Annotated in this window: 17 protein-coding genes and 1 riboswitch; of the genes, 8 read left to right on the forward strand and 9 right to left on the reverse strand. The window is 25.7% G+C overall.

Annotated features, from left to right (window positions below; all coding sequences use genetic code 11):
* Nucleotides 1-113: 113 nt before the first annotated feature.
* From IC758_RS12695 to IC758_RS12705, 3 genes are all read right to left on the reverse strand, one after another.
* Complete coding sequence (locus IC758_RS12695; protein ID WP_227835762.1) at nt 114-266, reverse strand: type I toxin-antitoxin system toxin; 153 nt, start codon at nt 264-266, stop codon at nt 114-116.
* A gap of 270 nt (nt 267-536) precedes the next feature.
* Complete coding sequence (locus IC758_RS12700; RefSeq protein WP_227835763.1) at nt 537-806, reverse strand: hypothetical protein; 270 nt, start codon at nt 804-806, stop codon at nt 537-539.
* Nucleotides 807-1056: 250 nt separating this feature from the next.
* On the reverse strand, nt 1057-1434 hold the full coding sequence (locus IC758_RS12705) for a BlaI/MecI/CopY family transcriptional regulator (protein WP_227432727.1): 378 nt from the start codon (nt 1432-1434) through the stop codon (nt 1057-1059).
* A 209-nt stretch (nt 1435-1643) separates the two neighbouring features.
* A riboswitch (cyclic di-GMP riboswitch) is annotated at nt 1644-1740 on the forward strand.
* A 52-nt stretch (nt 1741-1792) separates the two neighbouring features.
* Between IC758_RS12705 and IC758_RS12710 the strand changes: the two genes are divergently transcribed.
* The gene (locus IC758_RS12710) at nt 1793-1969 is read left to right on the forward strand and encodes a hypothetical protein (protein ID WP_227824125.1); all 177 of its coding nucleotides are present in this window, start codon (nt 1793-1795) and stop codon (nt 1967-1969) included.
* A gap of 611 nt (nt 1970-2580) precedes the next feature.
* The gene (locus IC758_RS12715) at nt 2581-3384 is read left to right on the forward strand and encodes a hypothetical protein (RefSeq protein WP_227432725.1); all 804 of its coding nucleotides are present in this window, start codon (nt 2581-2583) and stop codon (nt 3382-3384) included.
* A 508-nt stretch (nt 3385-3892) separates the two neighbouring features.
* Here the strand turns inward: IC758_RS12715 and IC758_RS12720 are convergent.
* Nucleotides 3893-4498, reverse strand: coding sequence for a DUF3794 domain-containing protein (locus IC758_RS12720; RefSeq protein WP_227835372.1), 606 nt, complete (start codon nt 4496-4498; stop codon nt 3893-3895).
* 198 nt (nt 4499-4696) lie between these two features.
* Here IC758_RS12720 and IC758_RS12725 point away from each other — a divergent pair, with 198 nt between their 5' ends.
* The 6 genes from IC758_RS12725 (at nt 4697) to IC758_RS12750 (ending at nt 10807) form a co-directional block, all read left to right on the forward strand.
* Nucleotides 4697-5269, forward strand: coding sequence for a DUF3794 domain-containing protein (locus IC758_RS12725; protein ID WP_227482784.1), 573 nt, complete (start codon nt 4697-4699; stop codon nt 5267-5269).
* 26 nt (nt 5270-5295) lie between these two features.
* Nucleotides 5296-5898, forward strand: coding sequence for a DUF3794 domain-containing protein (locus tag IC758_RS12730; RefSeq protein ID WP_227432722.1), 603 nt, complete (start codon nt 5296-5298; stop codon nt 5896-5898).
* Between the two features lie 30 nt (nt 5899-5928).
* Nucleotides 5929-7128 carry a hypothetical protein gene (locus IC758_RS12735; protein WP_227432721.1) on the forward strand — a complete coding sequence of 400 codons (1200 nt, stop codon included), beginning with the start codon at nt 5929-5931 and terminating at the stop codon, nt 7126-7128.
* 410 nt (nt 7129-7538) lie between these two features.
* A complete protein-coding gene (locus IC758_RS12740) occupies nt 7539-8339 on the forward strand; it encodes a PIG-L family deacetylase (protein WP_227432720.1) in 801 nt (266 codons plus the stop codon).
* 184 nt (nt 8340-8523) lie between these two features.
* Nucleotides 8524-9240 (forward strand): response regulator transcription factor, encoded by a 717-nt coding sequence (locus IC758_RS12745; RefSeq protein ID WP_227432719.1) that lies wholly within the window; start codon nt 8524-8526, stop codon nt 9238-9240.
* A complete protein-coding gene (locus IC758_RS12750; RefSeq protein WP_227860508.1) occupies nt 9209-10807 on the forward strand; it encodes a sensor histidine kinase in 1599 nt (532 codons plus the stop codon). Before IC758_RS12745 ends, IC758_RS12750 begins: the two co-directional genes overlap by 32 nt.
* A gap of 143 nt (nt 10808-10950) precedes the next feature.
* On the opposite strand, the gene IC758_RS12755 is transcribed toward IC758_RS12750, so the two are convergent.
* The 5 genes from IC758_RS12755 to IC758_RS12775 form a co-directional block, all read right to left on the reverse strand.
* A complete protein-coding gene (locus tag IC758_RS12755) occupies nt 10951-11946 on the reverse strand; it encodes a GGDEF domain-containing protein (RefSeq protein WP_227830703.1) in 996 nt (331 codons plus the stop codon).
* 393 nt (nt 11947-12339) lie between these two features.
* Nucleotides 12340-13842 carry a phosphomannomutase/phosphoglucomutase gene (locus IC758_RS12760; protein ID WP_227835369.1) on the reverse strand — a complete coding sequence of 501 codons (1503 nt, stop codon included), beginning with the start codon at nt 13840-13842 and terminating at the stop codon, nt 12340-12342.
* Between the two features lie 107 nt (nt 13843-13949).
* Nucleotides 13950-14615: a ribulose-phosphate 3-epimerase gene (locus tag IC758_RS12765; protein WP_227432715.1), complete on the reverse strand. Its 666-nt coding sequence runs from the start codon at nt 14613-14615 to the stop codon at nt 13950-13952.
* A gap of 32 nt (nt 14616-14647) precedes the next feature.
* Nucleotides 14648-15094, reverse strand: coding sequence for a ribose 5-phosphate isomerase B (gene rpiB / locus IC758_RS12770; protein ID WP_227835368.1), 447 nt, complete (start codon nt 15092-15094; stop codon nt 14648-14650).
* 139 nt (nt 15095-15233) lie between these two features.
* A complete protein-coding gene (locus IC758_RS12775; RefSeq protein ID WP_227432713.1) occupies nt 15234-16154 on the reverse strand; it encodes a transketolase family protein in 921 nt (306 codons plus the stop codon).

The raw sequence follows: 16154 nt of genomic DNA on the forward strand, positions 1-16154 counted from the left end.
CTATATTTTTATTATATCATAATAATATTATTTTTGAATATGTGTACCAATTTGTGGTATAATAAAAGCAAGAAGAACTACAATCTATTTAGACGTAGAGTGAAGTTCAAATACTAATGTTTATTCTTTTTGAACTTGATTTTTAGTTCAAAACTAAAGTCACTCCTGCCAGAGTGGCTTTTTACTTTTTTAAATAACTTACTAATTAAGTAAACTATTAAACTGGCAACTAAACTGGCTAGTATGCCCTGTAAAAAATTATCCATACATATTCACCTCCCTTCTATACCTTGGGAGGATAATCTTTTGTATGAACTCCACTCTATAAATTGTAGATTACATCTTCTTGCTAAAAAGATTATAACATATAACTTTTACATATTTTACCTATTATATATTTAACTAAGCAAATTTGAACAAAGCAAAAGCGCCTACCATTTAAGTAGGTGCTTCTTTATTCTTATATATCTTTACTCTAATCTCTATTAGTATTAATTACACCAAAAATATAATCACTAAGAATATTTTTTACTCTTTTAATCTTTTCTAACACTTTTATCAAACAGTATTCCTATTCCTCCTAGTAAAGCCAATATAGAACCAAAATTTCTATATTGTGAAATAGATTGTTCTAAATATACATTGTATTGGTTGGTATCCATTGTTCCACCATTTTGTCGCATAATACAATCTATATTAAATTGCCCTAAGGCTATACAGCAAAATAACACTATTATTCCAATTACAAAAGCAAATATACATATTGTAAGTTTAATATCATTATTTTCTATAAATATACCTCTCATAATTTAGATTTCTTTGTTATTTTTTAATTAATGATATATTATCTACATTTTTTATCTTTAAAATATGTTCAGAATAATAAATAAAATAAAGGTACAAAAACTTATACTTTCATACCTTCATTGTTTTTATTATTTAATTATCTATCATTTTCATTTTTTAAATTATTGATTTATATATATATAAATTCTATCTCAATAAAGTTTTCTAAACAAGAGAATTTATATAAATATTTTTGCAATTTATTCCAAGTCATTCTTCAAAATTCCTATAATACTCTTCTAAATAATATAGTTTTTCTTTACTTATGGACTTATGTGTAGTCGTAAGAGAACGTATAATTTTTCTGTTTTTAGTAGATTTTAATACTTTTTTCTTGAAAGTATCATACTCTTCACTAGTTATTATTATTTTATAATGCGATTGAAATCTTATAATATCTCTAGCTAAAAAATCCTTACAAATTAATCCTTTTAATATTATTTTTATTGTACTCTTATGCCATCCATATATCTGCTTTATATCTCTTATTATTTCTTTTTTAGATATCAAAGAATCTTTTTCCCATAGATAGCACATTACCACAAATTCTGCTCTTACTAACTGTTCTATTAATATTTCTTCTTCCACATTTTGTCACTCCCTCAAATTCTGTCTAGTTCAAATTAATAATAGAAGCTTCTAATCATAATTGATACAGGTAATTTTTACCATAAAATCTATATATTTAGTATGTTTTTTTTAAGTAAAATGACGTTCATATTTATAAATTTATCCAATTTTCAAACAATCATGTTGAATAATAACTAATTCTGTTGTATTATTGTAGTTGTAGAATAAAACTAAATCGGCAAAACTAGAGAAATTTAGTGACGCAAAGCTATAGGGACTAAGACTTGTAAAGTATATTATAAGTTATGTCAGCCAGTTGCCAAAAAGATATTTTTCTTTTTGTTTTTATGAAAGTTTTTTAGGGGGATAATAATATATGTTTAGAGATAAAATGGATAGATGTACACATATGTTAACTGCTTATATTGGTAGTTCATATGATTATTGTGATTTTATAGATACACAGTTAGATGATTTTATACTAGAATACGGAGAAAATATAGTAGAATCTTGTTTGCATCAAGTGATGGTATTGGTAAGTAAGTATAATTAAATAGACCTTATTTTCTAGAAAACCCTTTTTAGTTTTATCTACTTTTAAATACTATTCTGTTAAAAAATTAATTAAAATATATTTCTAGCATTCACAGTTTTATTTTTTATTAAAACATGATATAATTTTGAGATTTTATTTAAGTACGAAATCAAAGAACACATGGACTGCTGTTTGCCTTCATTTCGTACATAACTTTGTTTCTATTCAAGTCTGAAATAAGTTAGACTTTTAATATATTTATATTTGTATTTACCCTAATTTCTTTATTTTTAGAATCTAATACTTCTATAATATTAGTTAATGCCTTCTATACATCATTTTCATTTACAACAAAATTATTATTTATCACCATTACAATTTATAAATTTATCTATATCTAAGGGATGCTTAAATTTAGTTATTATACCTCTATTGCATAAAAGTTCTTTCACATGTTTATTCATATATTTACACAAAATATAAAAAAATTATATAATTCAATTGGAAATAGCATTTTTATATATATTAATGTAAAATTTTGTTTTTATTTGTATCATAAAGGTACTCAAGTCATATATATATATTAGGATATTGAATTTATCCTAATATATATATAGGAGTGGTAAAGAGTGGATAATACAAAGAGTTTAGAATATTATAAAAATAATTTAGAATCATATTCTAGTGATTTAATGAAATTAGTAATTGGATTAACAGAGGAGAAATATTTAGATGCAAATACAAGAGTTTATTTAACACCTTGTCAAATATGGAGAATAATAAAATATTTTTTAGTTGGCGAAAGTTATGATTTATATGATGCAAAAGTTAAATTAGATTTTCAGAAAGATTTAAGTTTCAATTTAGATAATGGCATATTAAATGAACTTTCCGAAGAATTAGAATCTCTAATAGATTCTAATTATGTAAAAAACTGCAAACTTAGAGAAGAATTAAAAAGAGCTTTTAGATTGTCTGAGTGTTTAGCTGAAGCTATAAGACAAATAAGTTGTAATGATAACTGTGAATTTTTAGTAGGAAAATTATTTTGCTTATTGGTACAAATTATACTTTTAATAATATCTATTATAGCTAAAATAATTATACTGTTAATATTCTGTAGTGATTGCATTTCATGCAATGATGAAAAAGATGTAAGATCTTCTTTCTGCGATTGTCTAATTTGTGATTTAGAAAAAGAATTGGATGAAATAGAAGAGTTAATTGATGAACTAATTAAATTAGCCATTGCATTTATAAAATGTGGTTCAAAAAAATGTAAACATGATGAACATCACGGCTGTGACTATTGTAATATTTATCATGAAAACTCATCTTATATAAACAATTATGAAGATGATATACAAGAATGCTTTGATAAGTACAAAAAACAATGCTATACAAAAAAATGTAAATGTAATAGAAACTACTAAAAATCTTATTTTTATACAAAATAAAATCTTTCAAAAGCTCTATTAACTATAATAGAACTTGTTATTTTTATCTAATATATTTTGATAGCTAAATATATAGAATAATACAAATAATATGACTTTTTAGCTATTTGAAATATTTTATAATAATATACAAACTATAATACAGAAGAAGTTACTTCAATAGGTTTAAAAATCTAAAAGAGATAGCTTCTTTTGTATAAGTAAAAATCTATAATATTTTTACTTTTTTGAAATCTATAAAAAGACCTTATTTTTATATGTAATTGAGGTCTTTTTTTATTATCTTAAATTTACTGATATATAATTTTTTCCAATATTTTAACTCAAATAGTAACAATTATAAGTTTAATAATACTATATTATATTAATTTATTATATATCTATTTATAGTAATTGTTAAATTTTCTCTTATAGAAACTGACTTTAATTTAATAAAAAGACAATAAATATATGTAAATATACCTATTGTCTCTTATTTAAATATTTATTTGTATCTAATTTTACTATTATATTTATCACTAAGACTATATTTACATTGTGTAACATTATTACAACTATCTGAACAGTCATCATTATCATAATAGCATAAATTTGGATTATGCATACAATAACTTCTACAGCATTTACAATTATTACAATTACGAAGTTGTGGACAAATTATAAATAATAGTGATAAATCAATCATTCTACAATCAAAGTGTTTTACACAAATATTCTCTATTCCAACAAAAATAGTTTCTATAATATTATCACACTTATCATACCTCAAATCTTTTAGCAAGATAAATTGACAAAATGGTATACTCCAATGTGCAGAATGAAGAGACTGCTGACAATTATCTCCTGTATATATAACCTTAATATTTTTAAATCCTTTTATAACTAATTTTGGCCCTAGTATAGTGTTAATAATCTCCTTATCTTCTATGCATATCTTTACACTTACTTCATTAATACATTCTATATCTGGTTTTTGTGTTGGAACACATAGTATATCATCTTCTATAAATTCTTTATAGTATTTCATACATTTGTTATCTGGATAGTCTTCTAAGGGTGTAATTCCAGTTTTTAAAATACTTTCATTCATATAAATATCTCCTTAATTTTATAATTATATAGAGATTAAAGTTTCTATATACATTTTATATATGATATAAAATCATATATTGTTATAAAAAGGCTAAAAAAATAAAAAATCTTAAAAACATGTAACAAAAAGTCGAAATTTAAATAAATTATATTGAGAGGTAAAAACTTTCAATAAATTATATAAGGAGAGATAAATATGAATAGTAATGCATGTGCTTGTAATATGGATTTAATTGATGTAAGCGGTTTATGTGACATAGACGATGTTACACAGGTTATAAGTCAATATCCTTATTGGTTTCAGATGTATATACCAGAAACATTAAGTATCCCAATACAAAAACCAGATATTGAACAGATAAATTCAGTTAATGTATCAGTGAATATATTGAGAACAAAAGTAGTAAAGACACCTGTATCACCTTTAGATGCTAATTGTGATTTTATACCAAACTTAGAAGGAAAAATCTCTACAGGAAGAAAAATTATTGTTGAGGGTGAATTGTGTCAAAAAATATCTTATACAGCTGATGAAAGATCTCAATCAGTTCATTCTGCACATTTTTATGTACCATTTTCAAGCTATATAGTTATACCACAGAAAATTACTTTTAATAAGGGCACAAAATCAATGAAATTAGACTCACTTGATGTAGACTATCAAGTAAATGCGTGTATAGAAGATTTGTCTGTAAGCCTATTAGATGCAAGAACTATCTCGAAATATACAACATTATTATTATATGCAATACCAAGAAATACATTATAAAATTATAAAAATAAGGAGTAGAGGAAATGTTAAATTCTAATTATACAAATGGCACATCTTATCAATTCCATGATAAATGCTGTTGCGATGATAAGATATTAAATATTGTTGGTGTCTATCCAGAATCAAAAATAGAAAAAGTTTTGCAATGCCCCTGTCCTGAAGATAAAAACAAATGGACAGAGTTTTTTGTATCAGAAACAGTAGATATACCATCACAAAAGCCAAATATAGAAGATATAGTTGAAGTACATTCTTGTGTAGATATAATATCTCAAAGAGTAATAAAAACACCTTTAGTAAACGGATACAGCTCATGTAATGGATACTATATCCCAGGAGAAACTATACCAAATGGAGAATGTACAAATTTGACAGGAAAAAAACTAATAATAGAGGGACTACTAAGACAAAAAATAATCTATACAGCAGCACTAGGTGAACAATCAGTTCATTCTGCAGATTTTAATATACCATTTTCAGTATTTATAATAATAGAGAAAAATACACCACTATACCAACAATTTAAAATAACAGCATATATAGAGGACATATATGCATGTGTATTATCAGAAAGAAGTGTCTTTAAAAATACAACTATTTTTATAAAGGCATCAAAAATATGTTAAGTAATTTAAATAAAATGAGGAGGAATAAAAATGGGATGTAATAAAAAAACTTGTGAATGTGACTTTAATATCAAAACTTTAGGTATATGTGATGTATCAAAATTAAATATGAATGGATGTAAAAAAGAAAACTTAAATTGGACAGAGATTTCAATTCCTGAGATACTTCCCATCCCAAGATTAAAACCTGATATAGAAAATATAGATCAAGTTTATGCAAGTGCAACAATTACTTCAGTAAAACTTATAGAAACTCCATTTGCATATAAATCATATAATTTATATATTAGCTTGGATATATTGAATAAAATAGAAGCTATATTAGATGCGTTTCTAGCAACAAATATACAGACAACAATTAATACATTGATTGGTGGAATAAATGATTTAATATCAACAATTAAGGATGCTATACCTTTAATACCTGGATTAGGTGAGATTATAAATCCTTTATTAGCTAAGTTACAAAGATTACTAGATTTAGTTCAACCATCTGTGAATTCTATTTTATTTGATATTGATAATTTGTTAAATACAATTCAAACTGATATAGCAAGAATAGTATGCGAATCTCTTAATTCTATAATATGCAGAACAGACGATTTAATAAGATTACTAAAATCTATACAAATTGTTATCAATGATATATTTGAAACAGTTAGTACACTTGAAGGACCATTAATAGAAATATTAATAACAACTTTACAAACAATAATTAATAATATCATTACACCTTCATTTGAGATATTAATTGGAGAAAATGGTATATTAATTATACTTGTTGAAAGTTTAAGTAGAATACCAATCGATTGTGACAAGACTAGTGCATTTGCAATACTACAAAATGCTGAAGGAACATGCTTAAATGGAAGAAAACTAATAGTAAATGGTTTATTAAAACAGAAAATAGTATATACTGCTCTAGTAGATGAACAATCAGTTCATTCTGCACATTATGAAGTACCATTTTTAGCATATATAATTCCATATGCCAAATTTGAATGCTTGACATATGAAGAAGGAATAGTTATTTCACCACCTGGAAGACCAGTAGTTACAATAAATGGTTACAGATATAATCCTAAGTTAGACATAGAAGTGGATTTATGTGAGGAATTTATTGTAGATTCATGTATTGAAGATATATATGTAAATGATCTTGATGAAAGAACTATATTTAAAAATATAACATTATTCTTAAAAGCACAATTAAAATCGTTGTGTAATTAAGGTTAATACTATTTTACTAGTATACTATATAAAGTAATATAAACAAACCAAATTAATAACAGTATCTAAATTTTCAAAGGCGTTAATAATACCAAATTTACGCCTTTGAATTTAGTTTAAATACTTAATACCTCACTAAATGAAAGCAATGAAAAAATAGTCTTTGTGCCACGTACGCTTAGATTCAATAATTCATAAAACGTCAAGTAGATATTTAGCTTATTTATAAGTTTATTCCAATAAACCACCCCTTCTTTTTTCTTACTTCTATATAAATTTTTTTAATTTTTAGTTTAGTTAACAAAAAATTTTATTCCATTAATCTACTCTATATTTTTTGATTTTTAAGAAATAATTTTTAATGCTTTGATTGATAATATAAGTAAGACAGCTTTTCAGGAGATGATTAAATGACTCTTAAAAACAAGAAGTTTACTATAAATAAGTATGGAATTTTATCTATCATTTTAGTTTTATGCTTGATTTTAACAGGTTTTAATAGCTATGTTAATTATAGTAATAGAAAGTTTAAAGATTATGTTGTTTTCTATGTTCAACATCAAGATGATGAGGTATTGTGGGCTGGTAGTGCTATTGTAAATGCTGTAAAAGAAAGAGGACAAAATAATGTATTTGTGGTTTTAGTATCTACTGGATGTGGTATATCTGTTTTTGATAGATATAAAAAATATGAAACTCTTACAGATAGCCAAAAATCAGAATACAGAAATAGAGAGTTCTTAGCTTCTCTTAATAATCTAGGAGTAAAAAGAGAAAACATAATAATCTTACCAGAAAAAAATGTAAATGGTACTACTAATTTTAACTCTATGGAAGAAATTGCAATTACTTTTGAAAAAAAATTTAAAAGTGTAACCCATATAGCACATACTTACAAGTTAGATGACCATTTACAACACATAAAAAATGGCTCTGTTATTCAAGGTCTATATAACTCTGGTCAAATCAAAGATGCCAAATACTTTGTAAAACCTAAGTTTGCTCATGAAATAAGTTTTAACAACAAGATAGTTTATAAAGCTCATTCTATTGAGGACTATGAAAAAGTTAAAAATGCATGTGAACAATATAAACTTATTGATGAATCAGAATGTAGAGAGGGTATTGGTTATAAATCTGACCACAAATCTTTTGATAAATTATTAAGTGATAAAAATGTTCCTGCTATACTCCACACTCCTAATTTATAACAAATATTTATTTTAAAATAAATATTTGTTATAAATTCTTAATAATTATGAAATTCCTTTGTTATTTATATTTGTTAATATATTTTTAGAGCTAGTCAATTTATATACTTACTGTTTTCTGAAACCAATTTTTAGTATAAAATAAAAATTGATTAAAAATAAAATTTCGAGGGGGATTAATGAAGTGAATCAAAATATATTGGTTGTAGATGATGATAGGGAAATAGTAGATGCTATAGAATTCTATTTAAAACCTGATAATCTTAACGTTTTAAAAGCATATGATGGGTTAGAAGCTTTGGACATATTAATTGAAAATGATATTAAATTAATAATAATGGATGTAATGATGCCCAATTTAGATGGTCTTAAGACTACTCTCAAGATAAGAGAAAAAAAGAATATTCCTATAATACTTTTATCTGCAAAATCACAGGATATGGACAAAATTATAGGCCTTAATATGGGTGCTGATGATTACATAACTAAACCATTTAATCCACTCGAACTTACTGCACGAGTAAAATCTCAGCTTAGAAGATATATAAACTTAGGAGATTTTAGTAATACAAACAATTCAAATGATACTAATTATATTTTAAAAAGTGGAGGTCTTGAGCTAAATACAGATACAAAAATAGTTTCTTTAGATGGTGAAGAAGTTAAAATGACACCTCTTGAGTATAAAATACTTGTTCTTCTCCTATCACGAAAAGGAAAAATATTCTCTTCTCATGAGATTTATGAAAAAGTTTGGAACGAAGATGCTTATAGCTGCGAAAGAACTGTTGCTGTTCATATTAGAAGAATTAGAGAAAAGATTGAAGTAAATTCAAAAGAACCAAAATATTTAAAGGTGGTGTGGGGTATTGGTTACAAAATTGAAAAACTTAATTATTAATGATTCAAGAGCAAAATTTATTTTATTATTACTATTATTTCTATCGCTTTCTATATTATTTGAGACAATATACGATTTAAATAATAACTTTATTGATATTAATGAATTTAAATATTTATACAATGAGGTAGCTATACCTTGCTTTTACTACTTTGGGCCTCCTTTGTATTTATCAAAAACAAATTTGAAATTTATTTGTGAAGGTATTGCATTATTAAGTTGTATATTGGCTATATTATTTTTTATATTCTATAAAAAAAATAACCAAAATAAAGTTAAATTCTTAGAAAACATTATCACTTTCTTTTCCAATGTAAAGATTGAGTTTACACTTATATTAATTTTAATACTTTTAACATTACGATTTTACATATTTACAAACACTAAAATGTTCTACAATACAAATTTAATTGTATTTAATTTTATTATTCTATCTGTAATTTATATAATATATGAAAACATAAAGCATGGTGGCTACAATCCAAAAGATATGTCTATAACATGTAGATTCTTTTCAGATCTTGTTAGCAGATATAATAGAAAAACTATAAATAAGAAACTAGCTATAGCATTTTTAATCTCTATAGTTATACAAGCAGTTATTCAGTACATAGCTTTAGTATTATTTATGCGTATATATTACGCTAATGCTATAGTTATAGAGGTTTTATTTACACTTGTAAGTATAATTGCTTGTTCTTATATATACAACTTTTTATCTACTAAGTTTAATTACATAAATAATATCTCAAAAAATATAAAAAACATTGAAAATGGAAATCTAAAATATAAGTTGGAAGTGATAGGAGATGATGAAATATCTGCTTTATCTAAAAGCATAAATAATATAACAGATGGTCTTGAAGCTGCTGTAGATGCTAATATAAAAAGTGAAAGAATGAAAACTGAGCTTATAACAAATGTATCTCATGACTTAAAGACTCCACTTACATCTATACTAAGTTATGTAGATATGTTAAAAAATAACGACCTTGATAAAGAAACTATAAACGACTATATAAATATTTTACATAAAAAATCACAAAGATTAAAATTATTGATAGAAGATATATTCGAAGCTTCTAAACTTAGTAGTGGTGATGTTGAATTTAATATAACAAAGACTGATATAAAAGAACTCTTAATTCAAAGTATAGTAGAACTTGAAGATAAAATTCAAAACAGTAATTTAGATTTTATAATAGAAACACCAGAAGACTCTGTATTTACTATGATAGATGGAAAAAAGACTTGGAGGGTCTTTGAAAACCTAATTGGTAATATACTAAAATATTCTATGAAAAATACTAGAGTTTACATAGATATGTTTATAAAAGATGAAAATATAATAGTAACCTTTAAAAATATTTCAAATGATAAATTAAATCTAAAACCAGAAGAATTAATAGAAAGATTTAGAAGAGGTGATATATCCAGAAATACAGATGGCTCTGGTCTGGGCTTATCAATTTCTCAAAATATAATTGAATTACAAAATGCAACTATGGAAATAATTATAGATGCTGATTTATTTAAGGTAACCCTTGCTTTTAAAAAAATTAATTAATATTAAATATATAAGGTTGTAAATTGCAAAATAATTTTTATTTTAAATTACATGCTATAAATAGTTAACTTGTAATTTACAACCTTATTAAAATCATAAAACTATTTTTAATATACATATATACTTATTTTTATATACTTGCTCTAATATATAGTCTTATTTTTTCCTGATTTTTTAGCTTTATATAATTTTTTATCTGCCTCGCTTAAAAATGCTTCAAAGGAATCAAAGTCTATCCATTCAGAAATTCCAATGCTTACAGTTATTTTATATTGAAGTTCTTTAAAATTATATTTAAGTAGACTATTATGAACTTTAGATTCAATATGAATTGCTTTTTCTATATTTTCTGTCAAAACAATAAATTCATCTCCACCATATCTACCAGCAAATAGATAGTAATCTTTAAATGATTGAATGATGTAAGCCATCACTCTTATAACCTCATCTCCCACTAGATGCCCATAATTATCATTTACATGTTTAAAATTATCTATGTCGATTATCATTATTGCATAATTTTTAGAATTATCTTTAACAGTATATTTTATATTTCCCATAATGGCTCTTTGATTTAATAAACCAGTTAATTCATCCGTAATAGCCAGTTGCTGAAGTTTTCTGTTTGCCTCTAACAACATAACTCTTTGCTCTTCTATTTCTTTTGTTTTTTCATTAATAATGGCCTCTAGTCTATTATTTTCAGCTTCCATTAAACTTATAGGAAAATACTCACCTATTTTTTGTAAATCATTTGCAACAGAATTATGAACACTACTTATTAGTATTTCTCCCTCATATTCAACACATAAGTATGTTATTCTTATTTCTACTTGAAAATTATAGCCTTTTTTAGTTTTCTTACAAACTAGATACTCTCCAAATACAGTATGTGAATTTTTTGAATATTCTTTACTATCTAGCCATAACTTTTCTAAAATAAAACTATCTGGTGATTGTTTTACATACTCTTCTAATAAATACTCTACCTCTTCAATACTATTCCCTACCTCAAACTTTCCAGTACCAATCCAACATATATTTTTGTGAAAAAAAGACATACATTTTTTCACATCCCTATCTACAAAATATGCATTTATAAACTGCTCAACACGTTCAACATATTTGTTCTTAAACATAATATTATTATCCCCTTATCGTTCTAATAAAGTTATTATATCATGACATTGTGTATTTGTTTAAAGAAAAAAATTTATATCTATACATAATATATTTTTTATGCTTTTTTAGAAGTAAACAAGAAAAAAACCTCCTTGGAGGTCTCTTTCTAAATGTTGGGGTTTATATTTACATATTTATTTGATTATACCTTTTAGTGCGATATTAATACATTTTAAATTATATTTCTCTATAAATCATCATGTATTTCATCTCTCTGTATTTATAATATCACATAGAGTTTCCATAATCAGTTACATCTCTGTTACCTAAGATTACAATTTTGTAATATTTGTAATCTTAGGTATAAATTTACATCCATTCTTTAATATAGTATATGTTTTTTATTAACACTAAAGACCTTTTAAGTCATATTTTTCTAGGAAAAGTTTTAATTCAGAGTAAATTTCTTCTGCTCCACCAACTTTATTTGATTCAATATTTAAAGCTAACAATGGCTCATGTAATGATATTCTAAGTAAAAACCAACCATCTCCATTTGCTTCATTACAATTGACTCTTATACCTTCAAAGTTATTTGGTGCAACAGACCATCCATCAACATTATTAACATGAGAATCTAATTCTTTTAGTATACCTTCTGCATATGGTCTAAAATCTTCTTTATTGATTCCTATTCTAACTTCTTTTTCTTCCTTTGCTTCTTCAAGGTTTTCTATCAATTCTTCTATAGTTTTTCCCTCTAAAGACAGTTTTGCAACTTTTATTAAAATTTTAGCTATTAAATATGCTCCATCGTCTAAAAAATAATTTTCTTTTAGAGCAGCATGTCCAGATGTCTCTATAGCTAAATGGCACTCTTCATCTTCACTATTTAATCTTATAGCTTCATTTATTACATTTTTATATCCTCTTTTAAATCTATGATGTCTTCCTCCTAATTCACTTATGAATTTAGCAAGACCTTCTGAAGTAATAGAATCAGTTACTATGGCTGTATTTGGATGTTCTTCTAATATTATTGATGATATAACAGCTATAAGAGCATTTTTATTTATTGGTTTCCCATTTTTACCTACAATAGCAGCTCTATCTACATCTGTATCAAATATTATTCCTAAATCACTCTTATTATCTAATACGGCTTTACAGATGCTTTCCATTGCTTCTTTATTCTCAGGATTTGGTATATGATTTGGAAACATACCGTCTGGGTTCAAAAACTGACTACCTGTTGTATCTGCTCCCAGTATGTGTAAAACTTTTTCAGCAAAGAACCCTCCAGCTCCATTTCCTGCATCAACTAGTATTTTAAGTCCAGAAAAAGGCTTTTCATAGTTTTTACTTGAATTTACACCTGTTCTAATTTTATCTATCAATAAATTAGAATAATCTTCTATTAAATTTTTTACTACAGCTGTTCCTTTTTTGTCTACTCCTTCAGACTGTACACTATCATTTTTAACAGCTATATCTAACATTTCTTTTATATCTGTTTTTTCTAGACCACCATTTTCTGTAAAAAACTTTAACCCATTATAGTAATAAGGTAAATGGCTAGCTGTAATCATAATTGAGCCATCAGAGTGGTATCCATCCATGATAGTTGTCATAAACATTGCTGGTGTTGTAGCAATCTCACAATCAATTACATCACAATTATCATTAATCAAAGTTTCAATAACAGTATTTCTAAATTGACTCCCTGTTATTCTAGAATCAGTTCCTATTGCAACAGTTACTTTATCTTTTTTAGTTTTTTCTTTTAACCAAATATGAAATGCTTTAGCTATTTTTTTTACTTCTTCTACAGTTAAATTAACTTCCTTAGAATCATTTTTATATGCTATTCCTCTAATATCTGTTCCATTTTGCAGCTTGTATATGTCACCCATAAACATTCTCCTTACTCAATTAAAATTTTTATTAAAGATTATAAAATTCCTAACTTATTTAAAGTTTACATTATTTAAATATGCATATTTTATAATTTTATTATTAACTATTTTATACTTTCTTTTAATTCTTTTATCTTCTCTTTATATGAAATTGGAGGCTTATCATTAAATAAAGCTGAAGTACCTACAACATATATATCGACTTTTTTGCCACTCATAAGTCTAATGGTCTCTTTATTTATATTTCCATCAACTTCTATAAATGGAGGATTATCATAATCTTTTAATATCTCCGTAAGCTTATCTAACTTATCTAAAACAGATAGATTAAATTTTTGACCTGCAAATCCTGGATTTACTGTCATTACTAAGATACCCTCAACTAAACCTATATATTCTTCTATTTTATCTACACTAGTTTGAGGACTTATCGCTAATACTGGCCCTATTCCATATTCTCTCAACTTTTGTATATCAGCTTTTACATCTGTGCTTGATTCCACATGAAAAGAAATATACTTTGGTTTTATATAAGACATCATATCAATATACTTATTTGGAGTTTCTGTAGCTAAATGAATATCTAAAGGTATAGTTGTATTTTCACTTATTGATTTTAATAGTTCTGGTCCCATAGCTAAGTTTTTGACAAATATTCCATCCATAACATCACAGTGAAGCAATTTTACATCAGCTTCTTCAAGAGATTCTAGTTCTTTTTTTAAATTCATTTGGTCTGCACACATTATTGAAGCACAAATAATAGACATAACTCTCCTCCTTAGATATAAATTTTCATTATTTATAAGTTTTCATTTTCTATATCATCAATCATTTGTAATCTTCTTGTATGTCTTTCTCCATTATAACTTGAATTTAACCATTCTTCAACAATTCTCATTGCTAATCCTTTTCCAATAACTCTTTCCCCTAAACAAAGTACATTTGTATTATTGTGTTCTCTCGTGGCTTTAGCTGAAAAACAATCTGACACAACTGCTGCTCTAATTCCTTTAAATTTATTTGCAGCAATAGACATGCCTATTCCTGTACCACAACAAAGTATACCTAAATCTGATTTTTTACTTTGAACATTTTGACTTACTTTTTTTGCATATATTGGAAAATCTACACTTTCTTTTGAAGTTGTTCCTACATCTTCAACTTCTATACCTTTATTTATTAAGTTTTCTTTTATAAATTCCTTTAACTCGTAACCACCATGGTCACATCCAATAGATATTTTCATTAAAAAGCACCCCTCTTTATATAAAATTTTATAATTATCGTAAAAATAAAGCTGTCCCATTGTAGAAATTTCTTTCTATTTTTAAGACAGCTTTAATTGATTTATATCAAACCAATTTATTATTCAATGATATTTACATCTATAATAATTCTTTTATATTTTTTACTATATCTTCAGTAGTTAATCCATAATGTTTTAATAAGTCTGCTGGTGTACCTGATTGACCAAATACATCCTTAACACCAATTCTTCTAACTACTACATCTTTAGTTTCTGCTAAAGCTTCACATACAGCTGAACCTAAACCACCAATTATACTATGCTCTTCTGCTGTAACTACTTTTCCAGTTTTCTTAGCACTTTCTTTTATTAATGTTTCATCTAAAGGTTTTATTGTAGATATATTAACAACTTCTACATTTATACCTTCTTTAGCAAGTTCTTCTGCTGCTTCTAATGCTTTTGCTACCATTATTCCTGTAGCTATCACTGTTATATCAGAACCTTCTCTTAAAACAGTTCCTTTTCCTATTTCAAATTTATAGTTTTCACTGTTTACATCTGGAGTTGCAGCTCTACCTAGTCTTATATATACAGGTCCATTATAATCAATAGATGCAAATATTGCTTGTCTTGCTTCTAAAGCATCTGCTGGATTTAACACAACCATATTTGGTATACCTCTCATTAAAGATATATCTTCTATAGCTTGATGGCTTCCTCCATCTTCTCCTACTGTTACTCCTGCATGAGTAGCTGCTATTTTAACATTTAAGTTTGGATATGCTACAGAGTTTCTTATTTGCTCATAGCCTCTTCCTGCTGCAAATATTGCAAAAGTACTTGCAAAAGGTATTTTTCCACAAGTAGCAAGACCTGCTGCTGTACCAATCATGTCACCTTCTGCTATCCCCATATCAAAAAATCTATCTGGAGCAACTTCTTTAAATGATATACTTTTTGTAGCTTTTCCTAAGTCTGCATCCAATACTACTATATCTTTATTTTCTGCAAGTTCTTTTAACACTTGTCCGTAAGCTTCTCTAGTTGCTATTCCCAT

The organism is Clostridioides sp. ES-W-0016-02 (genome assembly GCF_020641035.1).
Classification (GTDB): Bacteria; Bacillota; Clostridia; order Peptostreptococcales; family Peptostreptococcaceae; genus Clostridioides.

What these genes read in the sequence shown, in the direction of transcription:
- IC758_RS12700 (WP_227835763.1), bottom strand. Translation starts at nt 806, where the DNA reads ATGAGAGGTATATTTATAGAAAATAATGATATTAAACTTACAATATGT.
- IC758_RS12710 (WP_227824125.1), top strand. Translation starts at nt 1,793, where the DNA reads ATGTTTAGAGATAAAATGGATAGATGTACACATATGTTAACTGCTTAT.
- IC758_RS12765 (WP_227432715.1), bottom strand. Translation starts at nt 14,615, where the DNA reads ATGTCTATTATTTGTGCTTCAATAATGTGTGCAGACCAAATGAATTTA.
- IC758_RS12730 (WP_227432722.1), top strand. Translation starts at nt 5,296, where the DNA reads ATGTTAAATTCTAATTATACAAATGGCACATCTTATCAATTCCATGAT.
- IC758_RS12775 (WP_227432713.1), bottom strand. Translation starts at nt 16,154, where the DNA reads ATGGGAATAGCAACTAGAGAAGCTTACGGACAAGTGTTAAAAGAACTT.
- rpiB (WP_227835368.1), bottom strand. Translation starts at nt 15,094, where the DNA reads ATGAAAATATCTATTGGATGTGACCATGGTGGTTACGAGTTAAAGGAA.
- IC758_RS12725 (WP_227482784.1), top strand. Translation starts at nt 4,697, where the DNA reads ATGAATAGTAATGCATGTGCTTGTAATATGGATTTAATTGATGTAAGC.
- IC758_RS12695 (WP_227835762.1), bottom strand. Translation starts at nt 266, where the DNA reads ATGGATAATTTTTTACAGGGCATACTAGCCAGTTTAGTTGCCAGTTTA.
- IC758_RS12735 (WP_227432721.1), top strand. Translation starts at nt 5,929, where the DNA reads ATGGGATGTAATAAAAAAACTTGTGAATGTGACTTTAATATCAAAACT.
- IC758_RS12720 (WP_227835372.1), bottom strand. Translation starts at nt 4,498, where the DNA reads ATGAATGAAAGTATTTTAAAAACTGGAATTACACCCTTAGAAGACTAT.
- IC758_RS12740 (WP_227432720.1), top strand. Translation starts at nt 7,539, where the DNA reads ATGACTCTTAAAAACAAGAAGTTTACTATAAATAAGTATGGAATTTTA.
- IC758_RS12760 (WP_227835369.1), bottom strand. Translation starts at nt 13,842, where the DNA reads ATGGGTGACATATACAAGCTGCAAAATGGAACAGATATTAGAGGAATA.
- IC758_RS12755 (WP_227830703.1), bottom strand. Translation starts at nt 11,946, where the DNA reads ATGTTTAAGAACAAATATGTTGAACGTGTTGAGCAGTTTATAAATGCA.